A 17,919-nucleotide genomic window follows, 5' to 3' on the forward strand; every position below is an offset into this window, starting at 1 on the left:
TGCTTTACTTTTTATTTAGCTTGTCAAAGTAGGCCTCCAACTCCTTATTCATCTCCTCCTCGGTCTGATTATAATTAGGGGTCAAGGAAAGCTGACCAGGGGTTTGCTCTATCATCAATGTTTGTGTTGGGAACGCAAAGCGAACACCTAGATGCTCAGCCAACTTGTTTACCTCTAGCATTATTTCCTGACGACACCTTAGCTCAGCTGTCCAATCTGGTACTTCAAAGAAAATATAGAGCATAACATCCAATGAACTGGCAGCGTAATCATTGAGGAAAATATTGTAGTAGTCTTTTCTAGTTTCTGGGTGATTCTGAACAATTCTTTCAATACCCTTAACAAAAACTTCGATCAGTCTTGCAGGAGAATCATATGTTATCGAAAGCTTGGTGTAGAACCTACGGTACTTTCTTAATCCATGATTGTCAACTGTACTGTTGGAAATAATACTATTTGGCACATACATCACCGAATCCCTAAAAGTCCTGATTCGAGTAGACCTGAAACCTACCTCCTCGACCGTACCATCAATTTCTCCTGAAGTCACCCAGTCTCCGATTTGAAAAGGGCGATCTATAAATATCATTAGCGACCCAAAAAAGTTCTTCAGTGTATCCTGAGCAGCCAATGCAAATGCCAAACCTCCAATTGAAAGCCCCGTAAGTAGAGGCCAAATGTCAAATTTGAAACTGCTAAGAATCGCGATTATGCCCACGATCACGACAAAAACCCTCAATATCTTTCTTATGAGTGGTACTAACTGATCATCCAGTGTATTGGCAGACTTATCAGCCATTCTCTCAAAATACAGGCCGAGAATATCAACCAGCTTGTAAAAGAATATGGTGGCAAAGAATGGAACCAAAGCCCTAGCTACTAAAATCAGATTTGCGCCTACAAACGGTGGCAACTGAAGGGTGGGTACCAATATCTTAGAGACTTCAGCCACTACCATGAGACTGAAGGGCTTAGCCGCAGGTATGAGCACATCTCTTGCCAAGTCGATCTTCCCATAGCGATGCATAACACGCACCAGAAACGCCTTGATTAAGAAAACAAGTACAAAGTGCAGCATAAACCCTAGAGAGACTAGAATGAGTATACCCAAGTACTGCCACAAATGAAGCCCCAAGTATTTGTTGTTACCCAACTTAGGAAGCAGGTTTAAAAGTTTATCGGTTCCAAAGGGATAAACCTGCTTATGGATATCGTCTATTTCAGTAACTGTACGTTCTGAAAAGAGCCATCGATCTCCATATTTTTGAACATAAATATCTGGAAAGTCAGAAGTCAGTATGTATCGATGCTTTTGTGTCAGAGAATCGAAATAGTTGGTGGTACGGGGTAAGTCTTCAAGCCTTATGTAATTACCTGAACCATCAAAAATTTGCTTTAACTCTACAGCTAACTGTCTAAGTTTAGCAGGACTTCTACCCTCAGAATAGAGCGACTTTGCAGCTTGAGCTTCATTGCGTGACCCTTCCTGTAGATATTGAAGATGGTTATAAATAACATCATAAGGTGTACTAAAAGAAGAGGGAAGCTCAGACTCTTGCCCCTTCAAAGTCGTGGCTCCGAAGATGAAAATTAATGCCAGATAGGCTCGCAATGGTTTAAAGTGGCTTAATCGCATAAATATTGAGCTGATCTGCGAAGTTAACAAACACTTCGTATTCGAGTCTATTCTGATAAAAAAGTATGCTCACGGGTTGGCTGGCTGGTATCAAAGACGTCAAGAACCTACCTTCCCTGTCCACTAATCTAAAGACCTTCTCCTTCAAATCCCTGACTGCAAAAACCTCTTTACCGTTCCGGAAATTATACTGATCGACAGCAATCGATCTTGAGTTAGGGAAGTTGAGAGAAAAACGTTCGTCTCCATTCTTGTCAAACAAGGCAAGGACCCTACCGTCATTCCGAACAATACTGAAAGTTGTTTTTAAGGCATCATCAACCAAACTGAATTCACTTCCTGACGCCCTGAGTAGCTGATTGCGATTCACCAACCTACCGTTCAGATCAACTTGGATTAACTCTCCATCGACAGTACTCACAGAGATTAGACTCTGATCGAAATTTGCTCCCTTAGTGAAGGCTACTTTTCCGGAAAAACGCTTATCGATGTTCACAGGAAAACCTTCGTACTCCTCTCCTCTTCGATTGAGTAGATGAATCCGACCGGTGGTTTCAACAACCACAAAACAATCACGTCCTCTTACTCTGGTGTGAAAAGGTATTTGAAGCAGATCACTACCTATTGATTTTGGTTGCCACCCCTCCAAAGGCAAACCTTCCTTATTATATAGGTACAAATTTCCACGCCTATCTTTCGTCAAGTAGCGATAGCGCTTATTGTTATCATAGTCGATTATGGCTGTGCCATCAATCGGTAAACCCTGATCATAGTTTACGGGAAATCCACTGACATTATCTCCATTTCTATCAACTAAATGGATTAAAGAATCTGTGAAAAACAGGTATTGCAGTTTCTTGTTGTTGTAGAAATCAATTTGGTGAATCTCTCCACTCAGTGCACCGTCAACATCTCTTTTCCAAAGCACTTCACCCTGCTTATTGGCTAGATAAAGCTGTTGATCAGCGTCTTGGAAAAGAACTTCCAAGCTCCCATCATTATGGTTTCTGACCACATGTGCTTTGGAAGTCAAATCGGCATCACCAAAAACATTCGCCTTGACGACCAGGTCTTCTTTTGTATTTACATCGTCTTCCAGTCTTTCAAAAACAGTATTGAAGGAAAGATCGCCCGCGACTAATACATTCTTGTTGGTACGATTGAACTGAAGCATTAGCACATTCAAAACAGAAAGTATTTCTGGACTCTTTTCAACAAAAGACTTCCACTTGGGCTTGAGTCTATTCCTCAAAGGATCGGCCGCAAATTCAAAGTCTCGAACCAGGGTCAAATCTGTTTCTTGAATCATCTCGTCAATGGTCCTTCTTCTGTCTACTGACCTACCCCAAGTGCTCTCGTTTTCAAAATCATTGAGAACCATTTTCAAAGCATCGTTGTCATCAGACATTATCAAGAAACCTTGATTAACTGTGTAGTAAGGTGATTTGAATGTTGTGGTATTGTTTGAAAGCAGTTCATTCAACAACTGACTATTATCAATAAAACCAATATCTGAATTAACAAATCGCTCTTTATAAATCATTGAGTCCTTCTCACTTAGATTCTCCTCGGCAAGGCGATCCATTACATTTCTCAAATTCGTAGTATCGGTGACTGAGAATACAAAAACCTTACTTGTCACCCTGCCACCTTTATCAATTTCAATACTGCATAAATCACCTTTGAACAGGTTTTGCCAAGGGTCTGAGTTGATTTCTATTGGCTTCCAGAAAAAGGTATTTGACGTGATGGGTATCAGGTTTTCAGCGAAGATTGAGGCCGGCTTTCCTTGCCTTGAAAAATTTTGTCCATTACCTCGGAATGCCAGCCCATCATTCTTAAAGTCAACATCCACTATCAGATTTCCATCCGTAGGCGTATCGAATTGAAATGAAGTAAAGGATTCGAAGAACACCGCGCTCAATTCGGACAGCCTGGAACTGTTCACTACTATGTTCAAATCACCTGTACTGCCAAAGCCCTCTGTTTCTTTTAACAAGCGACTTTCCGGTTCTTGAATGGCACGAACCACATCTTCTACGAGCACTGCATTCTTAGAGAAAGCCAAATATTCACCTTCGATTAGAGCAGAAACGCTAAATTCCTGCGATTGAAAAGTCAATATTTCTTTTCCATCAAATTGCTGATTACTCAAATCAACATCTCTGCTCAGCAGTTTACCGAGAAGTGTCTTTAGGTTATCGGGGGTCCAATCGAATCCGCTACTCTTTAACATGAAGAGAGCTGATAGATCATCACTAGAAGTAGTATGCAAGCTTATCCATAAGGGTAGTTTGGAGATTTGAGAACTTAATGCACCGGTGCTTTCCAGCGAGTCAATCTTCTCAATTCCTAACTGCAATCTTTCTATCAGTGGAATCGACCGGTAGGCTTTATACCAACCTAACTCTTCAAGGGTAATTAGAGTCTTCTGTGGGTTCTCAAGTTGTAAGGCAATGGACGCTGTTTCAGGGATAAGAAGCTTCACATTCGCTTTAGAACTGGTAAGTGAAGGGTACAGAAAATACCCAAGTACAGCCACCAAAACCAAAACAAAAAATAGACCCTTTAACTTCAACGCTTTTCGAAATTTTAAACCTCTAACGTTCAAAATTACAGACTTGTGTATTCAAACCTACATACGTGTTGTTTTTAATTCACCGTTTAAACCATTCTTAAACCAACTGTGTCAAAGTAAAAAGAAAATAATGTAGACAAACTGTTGACAATTGGTCAGTTACAAAGAATAAGATGTAAACATTCTTTTTTTGTATTGTATATCTGACACTTTTAATGGAATTTTACGTTATCGACTTGACACTTGACTTTTGATTGCAGATATCAATAGGCTGACAAATGCTAATTGATAGTTTGATTAATCAAAAATGACTGATAATGAGGATATTACTGACACAATTAATAGCATTAGCTGTGCTATTTTCACCTGTGAACTCCAGCTCTGACAAAGTTCTAATTTCAGAAGTAGAATTTGCCAATGGACTTTACAAATTTGATGATCGCCTGATCACAGGAGAGATCATTGACTATTACGAAAACGAGACCCTAAAATTTCGATATAGGGTTCTCGAAGGGCGTCTGCATGGTCTTGCTACCGAGTTCTTCTCAAATGGAAGTGTCAAAAGTGAGCGAAATTATACGTTTAGTAAACTTTTTGGATCCTTCAAAGAGTATTATGAAAACGGTGATATTAAGGTTCAGTTCCAGGTAGGACTAAACGCCTACGGCTCCGGTGAAAAGGTGACAAATCTTGAAGTAGCTTCTGGCAGCAAGCATAAACTAAAGTCCAAAGAAGATGCGGTCATCTACTTCATTGACAGTCAAGATAAGACTTTAGAAACGAGCGAAAACATCTCCATCCTGAGTCAGAGCAAATACAAACTCATGAATAAGAAAGGAAAGACTATTTTCGAAAATTAGAAATTAGTTAAACGACATTAAAAAACCAGATGCTTCAAACGAAACATCTGGTTTTTTCTTTATACACTGATTGAACTTAAAGCAATCCGTTAGTTTTTCTTACTGCCTCAGCGCTAGCCGTTAAATCTGCTTGTTCAGCATCACTTAACTCAATTTCAACAATTGACTCTACACCTTTAGCTCCAATAATAGTTGGCACTCCAATGCAAATATCATCAAGCCCATATTCGCCATTAAGCAAGCATGAACAAGGGAACATCTTTTTTGAATCATTGGCAATTGCCTGAACCATTGCCGATACCGCTGCACCAGGAGCATACCACGCAGATGTACCCAAGAGTTTTGTCAAAGTGGCACCACCTACTTTTGTCGCCTGCTTTACTTCCTCTAGCCTATCTTCGCTTACAAATTCTGAAACAGGAACACTGTTACGTGTTGCGAGTCTCGTAAGTGGAATCATTCCAGTGTCACTATGACCACCAATCACCATTCCATCAATATCAGATATTGGTGCTCCAACTGCTTCTGCAAGTCTATACTTAAAACGAGCTGAGTCAAGAGCTCCTCCCATACCTATCACACGATGCTTTGGAAGCCCCGTAGCCTTGTGGGTAAGGTAGGTCATTGTATCCATTGGGTTCGAAACCACAATGATGATCACATCAGGAGATTCTTTGATTAAGTTTTCAGCTACCGACTTTACAATACCGGCATTGGTACTGATCAATTCTTCACGGGTCATACCTGGTTTACGTGGAATACCTGAGGTAATGACCGCTACATCACTTCCGGCCGTCTTACTGTAATCACCTGTCGTACCAGTAATTTTTGTATCAAAACCATTCAATGATGCGGTTTGCATCAAATCCATTGCCTTACCTTCGGCAAAGCCTTCTTTGATATCAATTAAAACTACTTCAGCAGCAAAATCTTTGATCGCAATATATTCTGCGCAACTTGCACCGACTGCTCCGGCACCGACTACAGTAACTTTCATAATGAATATTTGATTTAGGTTTTAAACTCGCGCAAAGGTAGTAACCTAGACGCCTAAATAAAATGCTATAGAAATGATTCTTGTGTTTTTTTGATCAAATACTAGACACGGTCAGCAAGCTGATAGTGCAATATGGACTTGGTGTCCTTATCCACCTTAAACTTATCTGAAATTCTAAGACCCACAACCCAGACAACCTCACCCTCAGAGCATAACACATGTACAGATTGTTTTTCAAAACGAGATAGCTTTGAATCTATGAGCAAATCGCTTACTAGTTTTTGACCTGTCATTCCCAGAGGCTGAATTCTGTCACCCTCATTCCATTTCCTAAGGACTAGAGGGAACTTCAATTTGTCTAAGTCCAGCATTGCATTGCTGGAAGCCTGATCAATTTCTTGATTTGGATCATCATATATCCATACTTTATATTCACCCCTCTGAACTGACAGCACGTCTCCCAACTCGATCAGTAGCTCTTCCTGAAAATTTGTAGAAATGTGTCTAATGTGAACTACCTCTCGATCTACGAGTAACTCATAAGAAGGACTTTTGAAAACTTTACCAGAAATGCCTGATAGTCCAGAAATTATTTCTTCACATTGATAATAGTTGAAACCAAACTCTTTCAGAAATTCACTTAATACATAAGGTCCTATCTCCTGCTCGGTCAAATCACGCTTTCTTATGGAAAACCCATCACCGATTTCCTCTAATAGTTCGGCTTTGAGCTTTTCAATGTTTAGGTCAGCAAGTCGGGCAACCTCCATATTTTTAACCATATTCCTTTTCATCGTGGTTAAAAAATCTGGATTCAGGGTCTCGAGTTTAGGAATGATCTCCTTCCGAATAAAGTTTCTTTTGTAATAGACTTCCGCGTTGCTGCTATCTTCTCTCCATAGGATGTCATGGCTTATAGCAAACTCCATAATTTCCTCCTTACTCGCATCGAGCAATGGACGTACAAGCTTCTCGCCAAATGAATCCATTCCCGTCAAACCCTTTATTGACGTCCCTCTAATCATGTTTAGCAAAAAAGTCTCCACATCATCATTTGCGTGGTGCGCTAAAAAAATCTTTTGATAGCCCTCTTTGCTACATAACTCATCAAACCAAGCATAGCGTAATTCTCTGGCTGCCATTTGAGTCGACACCTTATTAAGCGTGGCATAGGACTCAGTATCGAAACGTTTTGAATGAAATTGCCGGCCTAATCCTTTAGCCCTCTCTTCAATAAATGATTGATCCCTGTCGGAAGCCTCGCCCCTCAACTGAAAATTACAGTGCGCAATTGAATAATTAACATCGGACTGTTCCGCTAAATGCCATAACACCATTGAGTCCACCCCGCCACTAATTGCCAAGAGGTATTTATGCTCATGGACATTAAGGGCATGTTTTTTGATAAACTGCAAAAAGCGTTTGTGCATGGGTCAAAAATAGCATAAATCGCTAATTTTGCGGCTTGTTGAAATGAGGAGAACCTTCTTTTATTTTTTGTTTTTGGTATTTCACCTGAGTTTAGTTGGGCAGTCCACCGTTCGGCTTGTTTACTCTGGTAAACTTAGGTCTGAGATTATTGATGGACAAAATGTACAGAAGCTGATTGATAGCGTGCATTTGGTTCAGGGCAATACTGAAATTTTCTGTGACTCTGCTTACCTGATTAGAGCCACGAATTCTGCTTTGGCCTTTGGCCATGTACGGATCATTGATACAGTGGACATCATTGATGTAAAAAGTGATTACCTCGAATACAATGGCAACACGCGGGTTGCTTTCTTAAGAGATAATGTCATTATGAAAGATGATAGCACTACGCTATACACAGACAATCTCGATTACGATCGAAATACACAAGTCGGAAACTATTTCAATGGTGGTAAACTGATTGACAATACCAGTAAGCTAACTAGCAAAACAGGTTATTACAATTCGGTAAGCAAAGAATCCCGCTTTTATGACTCCGTAAGAATGGTCAATGAAGATTTTTACTTAGAAACAGACACACTTTTTTACAATACGCTCGATACTAAGACAAGAAGCTATGGCCCAACCTTGGGGATAACGACTGATGGAGACACTTTGCAATCGAGCAAGGGACTATTGTACAATAGACAAACCCGCTACTCCGAAATTTATCAAGGTAGAATTTTCAATGCTGAATTTGATATAGAGGCTGATACGCTCATCACAAACGACAGCCTCCAGGTTTATGAGGCGTTCAACAACATTACCATGCTGTCTAAGGAAGACTCCTTGACCATATATGGGGACAAGGCCATATACAATAAAGCCAACAATACTGCCTATGCCTATGAGAATGCCTACATGAAAAGCATGATGCAGGGAGACTCCTTATTTATTAAAGCTGACACGCTGTTTTCCGACCAAAGCGATCCTGAAAACAAGTATATCACTGCCTATAAAGGAGTACAGATGTTCAAGTCGAATATGCAAGGAATCGCTGATTCAATGAGCTATAATTTCTCAGATTCCACCATTTACATGTATCAAGACCCAGTGATTTGGTCTAATGATAGCCAAATCACTGCCGACTCCATTAATATTGAGATAGTGAATGATAAAGTCCATAAAATGAATTTGGCCATTAAATCGTTTGTGATCTCACAAGACAGTTCGAAAAACTTCAATCAGGTTTCCGGGAAGACCATGGAAGTGTTTTTCAAAGAAGGATTCGTGAGCAAGACAGATGTCAATGGTAATGGAGAAAGTATATACTATGTTGTTGACAACTTGGGAGCCACTTCCATGAATAAACTCAAGTGCTCGTCTATGACACTCTTCTTTGAAGAAAATGTAGTTGTGGAGATCAGGACGTACAGAGAGGTAGACGGCCAGGTTATCCCTGATTTTGAAATCAAACCGACCGACAAAATACTAAGAGGCTTTAATTGGCGTTTTGCGGAAAAACCAAAGCTCAGAGAGATTGCCAGACACCTGAGATATGACCGTTAAAAAGGGTTAAACGCTTATTATTAAGCTAAAAACTAATTTTCTTTGATCATTGATTGTCAACCCCCAGAGATTGGAATTCTGCCGATATACTGGTAACTTTGCACGCTTATGAAAAAAGCCCCCATTTTATTGACTTTATGCTCATTGATATTGGTGCTCTCTAGTTGTACTACACAGTTGGCAAAACTAGAGCGGTCCAATGAGTATGGCGAGTTATTTAATGGAGCCGTAGCTTTCTACGAAAAAGGGCAATATAGCAAGGCTAAGGTCCTTTTTGAAAGAATTCAACCCTTCTATCGCGGATCGGAATATTCAGAAAAAATCAGGTACTACTGGGCGTATTGTGAGTACTACAGCGGACTATATCAACTGGCCGCTTACCAGTTCGGTGTTTTCTACGGAACTTATGGAAGAAGTCCTTTGGCAGAAGAAGCTCAATTCATGGAGGCCTATTCATTATATCTAGATTCACCAGGACCTGATTTAGAGCAAAGCAGCTCTGAGAGTGCAGTAGTAGCGATGCAAACCTTCCTGAATCGTTATCCAGCGTCTCAGTATTATCAAGAGGCCAACGATATAATTGATGAGCTTCAGGTTAGGTTTGAAACCAAAGCCTATCAAACTGCTAAGCTATATTATAGACTCAGCACCGGACTTTCATTTAGAAATTATCTGGAAGCGGCATTAACGACATTTCAATCTTTCAAATCTGACTATCCAGATTCTAAGTACAATGAGGAACTCATGTTCTTAAGTGTTGAAACAAGTTTCAAGTTGGCTGATAATAGTATTTTCTCCTTGAAGGAGGAACGATTTGACAGAACACTAGATTTATATAAAGACTTTATAGAGCGATTTCCGGTAAGTGAATACTCGGATAAAGCAAAGGACTATTTTGAAAGGTCTACGAACGAATTAAACAAACTGAAAACAAATTAATTATGGCAGCAAGTCCATCAATCATTACAAGAGATTCTGATAAAATCGCAGAACCAACCGGTAACATTTACCAGTCTGTAGCAATCATCTCTAAAAGAGCGAAGCAAATTGCAAGCACCATGAAAGAAGAATTGAATGGTAAACTCGCAGAATTCGCTTCTACCGTTGATAACCTTGAGGAAATCTTCGAAAATAGAGAGCAAATTGAAATCTCTAAATTCTACGAAAGAATGCCGAAGCCTACAGCAATGGCCGTGGAAGAATTCATCAATGGTGAAATCTATCACAGGTTCAAAGAAGCTGAAGAGGCTGAGGAAGAAGCAAATAGCTAATCTTTCATGTTGAAAGGAAAGAAAATATTAGTCGGGGTTACCGGCAGCATAGCAGCCTATAAGGCTGCTTTTTTGGTTCGACTATTGGTCAAAGCTGAAGCTGAGGTCAAGGTCATAATGACGGATGCTGCCAAGGATTTTATTACTCCTCTTACACTTTCCACCCTTTCTAAAAATCCGACTTTCTCCAAGTTTACAGATGGAGACCAAGGTGAATGGAATAACCATGTTGATCTGGGTCTTTGGGCCGATGCTATGTTGATAGCGCCAGCCAGCGCTAACACTATAGGCAAAATGGCCAATGGTTTGTGTGACAATCTATTGCTGGCAACTTATTTATCCGCTCGATGCCCGGTCTTTTTTGCCCCGGCTATGGACCTTGATATGTATCAGCACCCTTCTGTTTTAAACAACATTGAAAAGCTAAAATCTTTTGGCAATCAGATCATTGAGGCCCAGCATGGGGAACTGGCTAGCGGACTAATCGGCACAGGCCGAATGGCAGAACCAGAGGACTTGATTGAAGTTTTAGAGACACATTTCTCAGCTGACAAACCACTTACAGGTAAGAAGGTGCTCATTACTGCTGGTCCCACCTATGAAGCCATTGATCCAGTTAGATTTATTGGCAATTATTCAACAGGTAAAATGGGGTATGCTATTGCCAAGGCTGCCGCTCAGGCAGGAGCCGAGGTGAACCTTATTTCTGGTCCAACACATTTAGAGATCGATGAGCCCAATGTGAAAAGGGTATCGGTCCGTTCTGGAGAGGAAATGTACCGAGCCTGTGATAAGATATTTGCAGAGACTGATATTTCGATCTTTGCTGCAGCCGTAGCTGATTATGCACCTAACGATGTAGCTGATCAGAAAATCAAAAAGCAGGGACAGAGCATGTCAATCGCCTTATCCAAAACGGTCGACATTGCAAAAGCACTTGGCCAAAAGAAAACTGAAAGTCAACTTAACGTGGGTTTTGCCTTAGAAACGAACAACGAGTTGGATAATGCCAAAGAGAAAATTGAGGCCAAAAACTTTGATCTCATCGTTTTAAACTCTCTTCAGGATGCTGGAGCCGGCTTCGGCCACAACACCAACAAAATTTCAATTATTGACAAAGCCAATAATATTGAGCACTTTGAGTTAAAGACTAAAACAGAAGTCGCAAAAGACATTGTCGATGCCATCATTAAGCAGGTTAGCTAGTCTCCTTTTTTTACTCCTCCTCATTTCCCCGATCAAATCGATCGGCCAAGAACTAGACTTCACGGTTAGTATCAATGCCGATGTTGTCCAAACTACAGAACGAGGGATTTTCGATGAGATGAGGACTGCTTTCCAACGCTTTCTAAACGATACAAAATGGAGTGACGATCGGTTTCGTAATACTGAAAAAATTAAAGGCAATCTTCTGCTTACCATTCAAGACCAGCCTAGTATTGGACGTTTTACTGCCAATGCACAAATACAATTGATAAGACCTATTTATGGAACTTCTTATGAGACTGTACTATTAAATTTTGCTGATAGAGATTGGGATTTCCAATTCACAACTTCTCAACCTCTGCAGTTCAATGAGAATAACTTCAGTAGCAACATCACGTCTCTCCTGGCCTACTACGCCTACATTGCTTTAGGCTTAGATTATGACTCTTTTAGCCCGTTGGGCGGAACACAGTTTTACGACAAGGCCTTGTTGATTGTAAACAATGCCCAAAATTCGGGATCTACTGGCTGGGGCCAATTCCAGAACAGAAGAAATCGTTACTGGTTGATAGAAAACTTAAGAATAAACAATCAGTACGAGCCGATAAGGAGAGCCATTTACAAATATCACCTGCGGGCATTAGATAAGTTTCAACGGACACCAGATGATAGCAGGGCAATTATTCTGGAATCACTGAAAGAAATTCAGAATGTAAATAGAATTCTTCCCAACTCCATTCTTATCATAGCCTTCCTTGATGCTAAGAATGATGAAATCATCAACCTCTTTTCAAAAGGACAAATGGATGTACGAAGGAATGTCTATAACGAACTCTTAAAACTTGATCCAACCCGAAGGTCCAAGTATCAGAAAATCGTACAGAATTAGTATTGTACTTGGCTGCCTGAATTGATACTTTTGTTCAATGCTCACGAGCCTTTCCATAGAGAACTATGCCCTTATCAAGCACTTGCAAATTAGTCCCGACAAGGGATTGAATATAGTAACGGGCGAAACAGGCGCGGGTAAGTCTATCATGCTTGGAGCACTGGGTCTATTATTAGGCAATCGTGCCGATACCAAAGTACTCCTTGATCAAAGCCGAAAATGTGTTATTGAGGGAGTTTTTGACATCTCTGCCTACGCATTAGAACCGCTCTTCGAAGAATTTGACATCGATTTTGACCGAGAGTGTATTGTCCGAAGAGAAATTAGTGCCTCAGGTAAATCTCGAGCTTTTGTAAACGATGGTGTTACCAATCTGGATTTTTTGAAGCAATTGGGTATCAGGCTCATGGATGTGCATTCTCAACATGAAACCCTTCGCCTGGCCCACAATCACTATCAATTAGAAATCATCGATACGGTCGCTTCGACTTCCGAGCTTCTAAACGAAGTGCAGGAGGCGTTCAAAGCTTACCAGGAGAAACACAGGATCTATAAGAGCCTCATTACTGAAGGAGATCAAATTAGAAAAGAGTCGGATTATAATCAGTTTCTCTTTGAGGAGTTAGACAATGCCCAACTCGACAGTGATGAGCAAGAAAGTCTTGAGGAGGAATTAAATAAGCTCGAAAACGCTGAAGAAATCAAGACTAAACTCAATGGGGCATTGAGCATATCTGATCGTTCTGAGATTAATTTGACTAATATGATACAGGAGATGAAAACACTCCTTAATCAAATCAGTCAATTTAGCCCCAAATATGCCAGCTTATTGGAAAGAGTTGAGAGTACAAGGATAGAACTGAAAGACATTGTTAGTGAGTTAGAGACTGAAGAGGACAGTGTTGTCTACGACCCAAATCGTGCTGAAGAAGTTCAAGAGCGACTCAACCTGATCTATAAACTTCAGCAAAAGCACCAAGTCGGCTCAATTGAGGAGCTGCTATCCATTTACGATGAATTGGGCAACAAAGTACTGAAAGTAGAAAATCTTGATGAGGCCATAGAAGAGGCTAATAGGGCCAAGCAAGAAGCTTATCAAAAAGCTTTGAAACTTGCGCAAGAGCTTTCTGGACAGCGGCAGTCCGTATTTGAAGGCTTTAGCGATCAAGTAATCAGCCTACTATCGGAATTAGGCATGCCAAACGCCACCATCTCGATGGATCATTCAAACACGGAACTAAATGCCAATGGGATAGATCAAATTGATATCCTGTTTTCAGCTAATAAAGGAGTTGCACCTCAAGTCTTAAAACAAGCAGCATCTGGCGGAGAGTTCTCAAGACTCATGTTTTCTATCAAGTACATCTTGGCTAAGAAGACCGCCCTACCCACTATTGTATTTGATGAAATTGACACGGGAATATCAGGCGAAATTGCCATCAAAATGGCTCAAATGATGCTTGAAATGGCTAAGAGCCACCAGGTTATCACAATCACTCACCTCCCCCAAATTGCTGCCAAAGGCCAATCTCATTATTTTGTCTTCAAAGACGAGAGTACTGATATCACAACAAGTCAAATCCGTAAGCTGAATCAAGAAGAGCGCCTAAATGAAATTGCCGAGATGATAGGTGGAAAACAAGCTTCTACTAATGCCTTTGACTCTGCAAGAGAGTTAATGAAAGTCTAATATCTGAATAAAGCCTATTTAGAATTATTCTGACAAAACAGTCTACTATATTCGGTCGGATGGAAATACTAATAGACTGAATGCTCGGAAAGCGATCCATTTTTGGTGCCTCAATACTTTTCTTCCTTGGCACAACACTGAACCATCTAAACGCACAGTCACTTGAGTATACCAATGAAACCATTTACCTCTCGGAAGTTCTTGCTCATACTTCAGAGAATGAAGGCAAGGACTTACATTTAATAGGTTGGTTACTCAACACCTCAAACCTCAGCATTAGTGAAAAACACAGCCTTAATCTTGGCTTAATGCTTACACACGGTGGAGAACCTTCTGCTAACATAGTCGGTGATCTACAGACCTTTTCAAATATCGAGGCGGGCTTCTTATATGGGTTCTATGAAATGTATTACCAATATTATACGGATGATTTTTGGTTGAAATTCGGTCAACAGGATTTAAATACGGACTTTTTTGTATCTGAAAACGCTCTGCTATTCACCCATAGTTCTTTTGGTATAGATCCCGTAGCGACCATTAACATGCCGGCTCCTACCTACCCTGTTGTCGGTGCTGCCTTGACCACTGGTATTCGACTAAATGACAAGTTAGATCTGAAGCTTGGTGTCTTCGATGGACAATTCGCTGTTCCTCGAGACAACTTCCTAACCGTCAACTGGGACTTACCCAATGACCAAGGCCTTCTCTATTTAGTAGAACCTGAATTCAGGTTATTTAGAGACAGGCTTATTCAGAAAGTCGGCTTTTTTCATCATTCAGGTCAGTTCACAAATAGAGAAACACAAAATACGACACGTGGACTTTCCGCCTTTTACCTTGTCTCAGACCTCTTGATCTCAAAAAAGGATGAAAAAACGGTCAACCTATTCTTTCAGTTTAATAGTAGTACTAAAGTGGTTAGTGATTTAAATTATTACTATGGCCTTGGTCTACGTCTTTCGAATTACATTGGTAAGAAAACTAACGAAATTGGATTGGCCCTAGGCCATGCTAGACTCAACAATGAATTCTTGAGTGTTAGGAGTAAATATAACTTGAAAAGTGAGACGATCATCGAAATCAATTACAAGCAAGAAATATCGGATTGGTTAAGCTTGCAACCCTATTTTCATTGGATCGGGATGAATCAAATCATCGATAATCAGAAAAACCCTATCATTATTGCCTTGAGAGCCTATATTAAGTTCTAAAGCGAATTATCCATTACAGATGCAATGGGCGGCTTAAGTGCATCACTATTTAAAATCTAATCCCTATTTTTACGACCGAAATCAAGACGAACAAACTATGTCACATAACCTACTCAAAGGAAAAAGAGGAATCATTTTTGGCGCTTTGGACGAGCGTTCTATCGCATGGAAAGTAGCTCAAGTTGCAAAGGCGGAAGGTGCTACCTTCACGCTAACCAATGCACCAATTGCAATGCGCATGGGAGCCATCAACCAGTTAGCTGAGGAATGCGGGGCTGAAATCATTCCGGCCGATGCTACTTCTGTAGAGGACCTTGAAAATCTGTTCACTAAATCAATGGAAATCCTGGGGGGTAAAATCGATTTTGTTTTGCACTCGATAGGTATGAGTCCGAATGTTCGTAAAGGTAGAGAATATGGTAATCTGAACTATGATTGGCTACAAAAGACACTAGATGTTTCTGCCATCTCATTCCATAAAGTAATGCAGACAGCAGAAAAGCTTGATGCAATGAATGAGTGGGGTTCCATCATGGCCTTATCTTATATAGCTGCTCAGAGAACCTTCCCTGATTATTCAGACATGGCCCATGCTAAGTCAATGCTAGAGTCAATTGCCAGAAGTTATGGTGAGAGGTTCGGCAGGCTAAAGAATGTAAGAGTTAACACCATTTCTCAATCTCCTACCATGACAACTGCCGGAACAGGTGTTGGAGGCTTTGATGTATTCTTCGACTATGCTGATAAAATGTCCCCACTGGGTAATGCAAGTGCAGAAGACTGCGCTAACTATACAGTCATGTTCTTTTCAGACTTTACCCGTATGGTGACCATGCAAAACCTGATGCACGATGGTGGTTTCTCTTCCTCAGGAATTACAGATGCACTGATCGACCAATTGAAGAAAGATTAATAAAACCAAGCGCCATGCTTAGAGAAGAAGCTGAGACCATTGCTTCAACTAGGCATGGCGCTTTTTAGAATGATTACCTTCCCAAATGCCAAGATCAATTTAGGCCTGCAAATCACAGGCAAACTACCCAACGGTTATCACACCATCAATACTGGCATTTACCCCATCCCCCTCTGTGACGTGCTCGAGGCAGTTCCATCCAAAAAGACCTCATTCGCGTCAAGTGGCATTGAGATTCCTGGCAATCCCAATGATAATCTTATTCTCAAGGCATATAAACTACTCAAGAGGGACTACCCTCTTCCTGAGCTAGATATTCATTTACTCAAAACTATTCCCATGGGAGCTGGCCTTGGTGGAGGGTCATCGGATGCTTCTTTTATGCTACATATGCTAAATGAGGAGTTTCAGCTCTTTCTAGATGACTCTATTCTAGAGGAGTATGCTGCTCAATTAGGAAGTGACTGCCCCTTTTTCATTAAAAACAAGCCTGCCATTGCTACAGGTACAGGAACTGAGATTAATCATCTTGATTTGGACCTGAGTGGTTGTCACCTTTTAGTTATTAACCCCGGAATCCATATTTCTACAAAAGCTGCCTATGCCGGCACTAGTCCGCAGACTCCAAAGATTGACCTAAAAGAGATCTTAGAATCAAAGGATTTTGAGCTTTGGAAGCGATCTTTGACCAACGATTTCGAAGCTTCCGTTTTTGATCAACATTCAGAATTAGTTGATATAAAGGCCAAATTATATGATTCAGGGGCATTATATGCAGCTATGAGTGGGTCAGGTTCCACACTATTTGGTATATTTAGTAGACCTGCTGACACGACTGACTTTGAGGATACCAAATACTTTACTAAAGCTATGCCTTTATAGGCGATCCTTTTGGGCTTTATTACTAGCCCTTACTGTCACTTCATTATCCGCACAAAAAACCATCACCATTTACGATACACAAGTAGGTCAGCGAGTTCTGCTATATGCGGACAACCCAGACCCCTACCCCTACACTATCAGATTAAAAATAGACTCTAGAGGACTTCGTCTTGATAAACCGTTACCAGAGTTTATCGTTCTACCCAGCAATGAAAAACGATTCATCATCGCCACCTTCCACCTGCAACAAAACATCCCATGGAAAGTGAATTATGAGTTTCAGTATATGGAGGGCAACGGCAATGCTGTTCATGATGAAGATTATGTCTATCAACTCCCATTTGAAAAAGGAAAGCGATACTTAATGTCGCAAGGTTATAATGGTCCTTCAACACATAGAGGGATCAACGCGCTTGACTTTACGATGCCAGAGGGTGAAACCATTCTGGCGGCCAGAAATGGGACTGTAGTAAAAATAAAAGAAGACTCGGATCAAGGCTGTCCTTCCAGAAAGTGTATGTCAGACGGAAACTACATCCGTATTTTGCATGACGATGGAACCATGGCAGAGTACCACCATCTACAATTGAATGGGGCAATTGTCGAGGTCGGTGATGTAGTGGAACAAGGTCAAGCAATAGGCAAATGCGGAGATACTGGTTATACTACAGGATCGCATCTTCACTTTATTGTCTTTAAAACGGACGGCACTCGCCAAATTACATTTAAAACGAAGTTTAAATATCAACCAAACAAGATTGGATATTTAAAGCAAGGAAAGATGTATTCCGCTTTTTAACTGACTAG

The 17,919-nt window shown here is 40.6% G+C and carries 15 protein-coding genes; 11 read left to right on the forward strand and 4 right to left on the reverse strand.

Annotation, left to right across the window (positions count from 1 at the left end; genetic code table 11):
- Positions 1–4: 4 nt before the first annotated feature.
- Positions 5–1,636 carry a mechanosensitive ion channel family protein gene (locus tag BFP97_RS07915; protein WP_083262473.1) on the reverse strand — a complete coding sequence of 544 codons (1,632 nt, stop codon included), beginning with the start codon at positions 1,634–1,636 and terminating at the stop codon, positions 5–7.
- Positions 1,617–4,124 carry a hypothetical protein gene (locus tag BFP97_RS07920; RefSeq protein WP_139135227.1) on the reverse strand — a complete coding sequence of 836 codons (2,508 nt, stop codon included), beginning with the start codon at positions 4,122–4,124 and terminating at the stop codon, positions 1,617–1,619. Before BFP97_RS07920 ends, BFP97_RS07915 begins: the two co-directional genes overlap by 20 nt.
- 407 nt (positions 4,125–4,531) lie before the next feature.
- Between BFP97_RS07920 and BFP97_RS07925 the strand changes: the two genes are divergently transcribed.
- The gene (locus tag BFP97_RS07925; protein WP_069841905.1) at positions 4,532–5,074 is read left to right on the forward strand and encodes a toxin-antitoxin system YwqK family antitoxin; all 543 of its coding nucleotides are present in this window, start codon (positions 4,532–4,534) and stop codon (positions 5,072–5,074) included.
- 76 nt (positions 5,075–5,150) lie between these two features.
- Here the strand turns inward: BFP97_RS07925 and mdh are convergent, their stop codons facing one another.
- Both mdh and tilS read right to left on the reverse strand, forming a co-directional pair.
- Complete coding sequence (gene mdh, locus BFP97_RS07930) at positions 5,151–6,071, reverse strand: malate dehydrogenase (protein WP_069841906.1); 921 nt, start codon at positions 6,069–6,071, stop codon at positions 5,151–5,153.
- 101 nt (positions 6,072–6,172) lie between these two features.
- Complete coding sequence (gene tilS / locus BFP97_RS07935) at positions 6,173–7,501, reverse strand: tRNA lysidine(34) synthetase TilS (RefSeq protein ID WP_069841907.1); 1,329 nt, start codon at positions 7,499–7,501, stop codon at positions 6,173–6,175.
- Between the two features lie 73 nt (positions 7,502–7,574).
- Between tilS and BFP97_RS07940 the strand changes: the two genes are divergently transcribed.
- The 10 genes from BFP97_RS07940 to BFP97_RS07985 all read left to right on the forward strand — a co-directional run bounded on the left by BFP97_RS07940 (position 7,575) and on the right by BFP97_RS07985 (position 17,911).
- Positions 7,575–9,050, forward strand: a complete 1,476-nt coding sequence (locus tag BFP97_RS07940; RefSeq protein ID WP_221406595.1) for an OstA-like protein — start codon at positions 7,575–7,577, stop codon at positions 9,048–9,050.
- Positions 9,051–9,158: 108 nt separating this feature from the next.
- Positions 9,159–9,989, forward strand: a complete 831-nt coding sequence (locus tag BFP97_RS07945) for an outer membrane protein assembly factor BamD (protein ID WP_069841909.1) — start codon at positions 9,159–9,161, stop codon at positions 9,987–9,989.
- Positions 9,990–9,991: 2 nt separating this feature from the next.
- Entirely contained in the window at positions 9,992–10,321 is a 330-nt protein-coding gene (locus BFP97_RS07950) for a DNA-directed RNA polymerase subunit omega (protein ID WP_069841910.1), read from the forward strand.
- Positions 10,322–10,327: 6 nt separating this feature from the next.
- Complete coding sequence (gene coaBC, locus BFP97_RS07955; protein WP_069841911.1) at positions 10,328–11,527, forward strand: bifunctional phosphopantothenoylcysteine decarboxylase/phosphopantothenate--cysteine ligase CoaBC; 1,200 nt, start codon at positions 10,328–10,330, stop codon at positions 11,525–11,527.
- Positions 11,502–12,416 carry a DUF4835 family protein gene (locus BFP97_RS07960; protein WP_069841912.1) on the forward strand — a complete coding sequence of 305 codons (915 nt, stop codon included), beginning with the start codon at positions 11,502–11,504 and terminating at the stop codon, positions 12,414–12,416. Before coaBC ends, BFP97_RS07960 begins: the two co-directional genes overlap by 26 nt.
- Before the next feature lie 37 nt (positions 12,417–12,453).
- Positions 12,454–14,106, forward strand: coding sequence for a DNA repair protein RecN (gene recN / locus BFP97_RS07965; RefSeq protein ID WP_069841913.1), 1,653 nt, complete (start codon positions 12,454–12,456; stop codon positions 14,104–14,106).
- Positions 14,107–14,186: 80 nt separating this feature from the next.
- Complete coding sequence (locus BFP97_RS07970) at positions 14,187–15,317, forward strand: carbohydrate porin (RefSeq protein WP_069841914.1); 1,131 nt, start codon at positions 14,187–14,189, stop codon at positions 15,315–15,317.
- 97 nt (positions 15,318–15,414) lie between these two features.
- Positions 15,415–16,230, forward strand: a complete 816-nt coding sequence (locus BFP97_RS07975; protein WP_069841915.1) for an enoyl-ACP reductase — start codon at positions 15,415–15,417, stop codon at positions 16,228–16,230.
- Positions 16,231–16,284: 54 nt separating this feature from the next.
- Entirely contained in the window at positions 16,285–17,112 is an 828-nt protein-coding gene (ispE, locus tag BFP97_RS07980; protein ID WP_317039319.1) for a 4-(cytidine 5'-diphospho)-2-C-methyl-D-erythritol kinase, read from the forward strand.
- On the forward strand, positions 17,072–17,911 hold the full coding sequence (locus BFP97_RS07985; RefSeq protein WP_069841917.1) for a M23 family metallopeptidase: 840 nt from the start codon (positions 17,072–17,074) through the stop codon (positions 17,909–17,911). The genes ispE and BFP97_RS07985 overlap by 41 nt, the downstream gene beginning before the upstream one ends.
- Positions 17,912–17,919: the final 8 nt, after the last annotated feature.

Source organism: Roseivirga sp. 4D4 (assembly GCF_001747095.1).
GTDB lineage: Bacteria > Bacteroidota > Bacteroidia > Cytophagales > Cyclobacteriaceae > Roseivirga.

Coding starts and splice junctions, on each gene's coding strand:
- BFP97_RS07915 (WP_083262473.1), bottom strand. CDS start 1,636: ATGCGATTAAGCCACTTTAAACCATTGCGAGCCTATCTGGCATTAATT.
- BFP97_RS07925 (WP_069841905.1), top strand. CDS start 4,532: ATGAGGATATTACTGACACAATTAATAGCATTAGCTGTGCTATTTTCA.
- mdh (WP_069841906.1), bottom strand. CDS start 6,071: ATGAAAGTTACTGTAGTCGGTGCCGGAGCAGTCGGTGCAAGTTGCGCA.
- tilS (WP_069841907.1), bottom strand. CDS start 7,501: ATGCACAAACGCTTTTTGCAGTTTATCAAAAAACATGCCCTTAATGTC.
- BFP97_RS07945 (WP_069841909.1), top strand. CDS start 9,159: ATGAAAAAAGCCCCCATTTTATTGACTTTATGCTCATTGATATTGGTG.
- BFP97_RS07950 (WP_069841910.1), top strand. CDS start 9,992: ATGGCAGCAAGTCCATCAATCATTACAAGAGATTCTGATAAAATCGCA.
- coaBC (WP_069841911.1), top strand. CDS start 10,328: ATGTTGAAAGGAAAGAAAATATTAGTCGGGGTTACCGGCAGCATAGCA.
- BFP97_RS07960 (WP_069841912.1), top strand. CDS start 11,502: ATGCCATCATTAAGCAGGTTAGCTAGTCTCCTTTTTTTACTCCTCCTC.
- recN (WP_069841913.1), top strand. CDS start 12,454: ATGCTCACGAGCCTTTCCATAGAGAACTATGCCCTTATCAAGCACTTG.
- BFP97_RS07970 (WP_069841914.1), top strand. CDS start 14,187: ATGCTCGGAAAGCGATCCATTTTTGGTGCCTCAATACTTTTCTTCCTT.
- BFP97_RS07975 (WP_069841915.1), top strand. CDS start 15,415: ATGTCACATAACCTACTCAAAGGAAAAAGAGGAATCATTTTTGGCGCT.
- ispE (WP_317039319.1), top strand. CDS start 16,285: ATGGCGCTTTTTAGAATGATTACCTTCCCAAATGCCAAGATCAATTTA.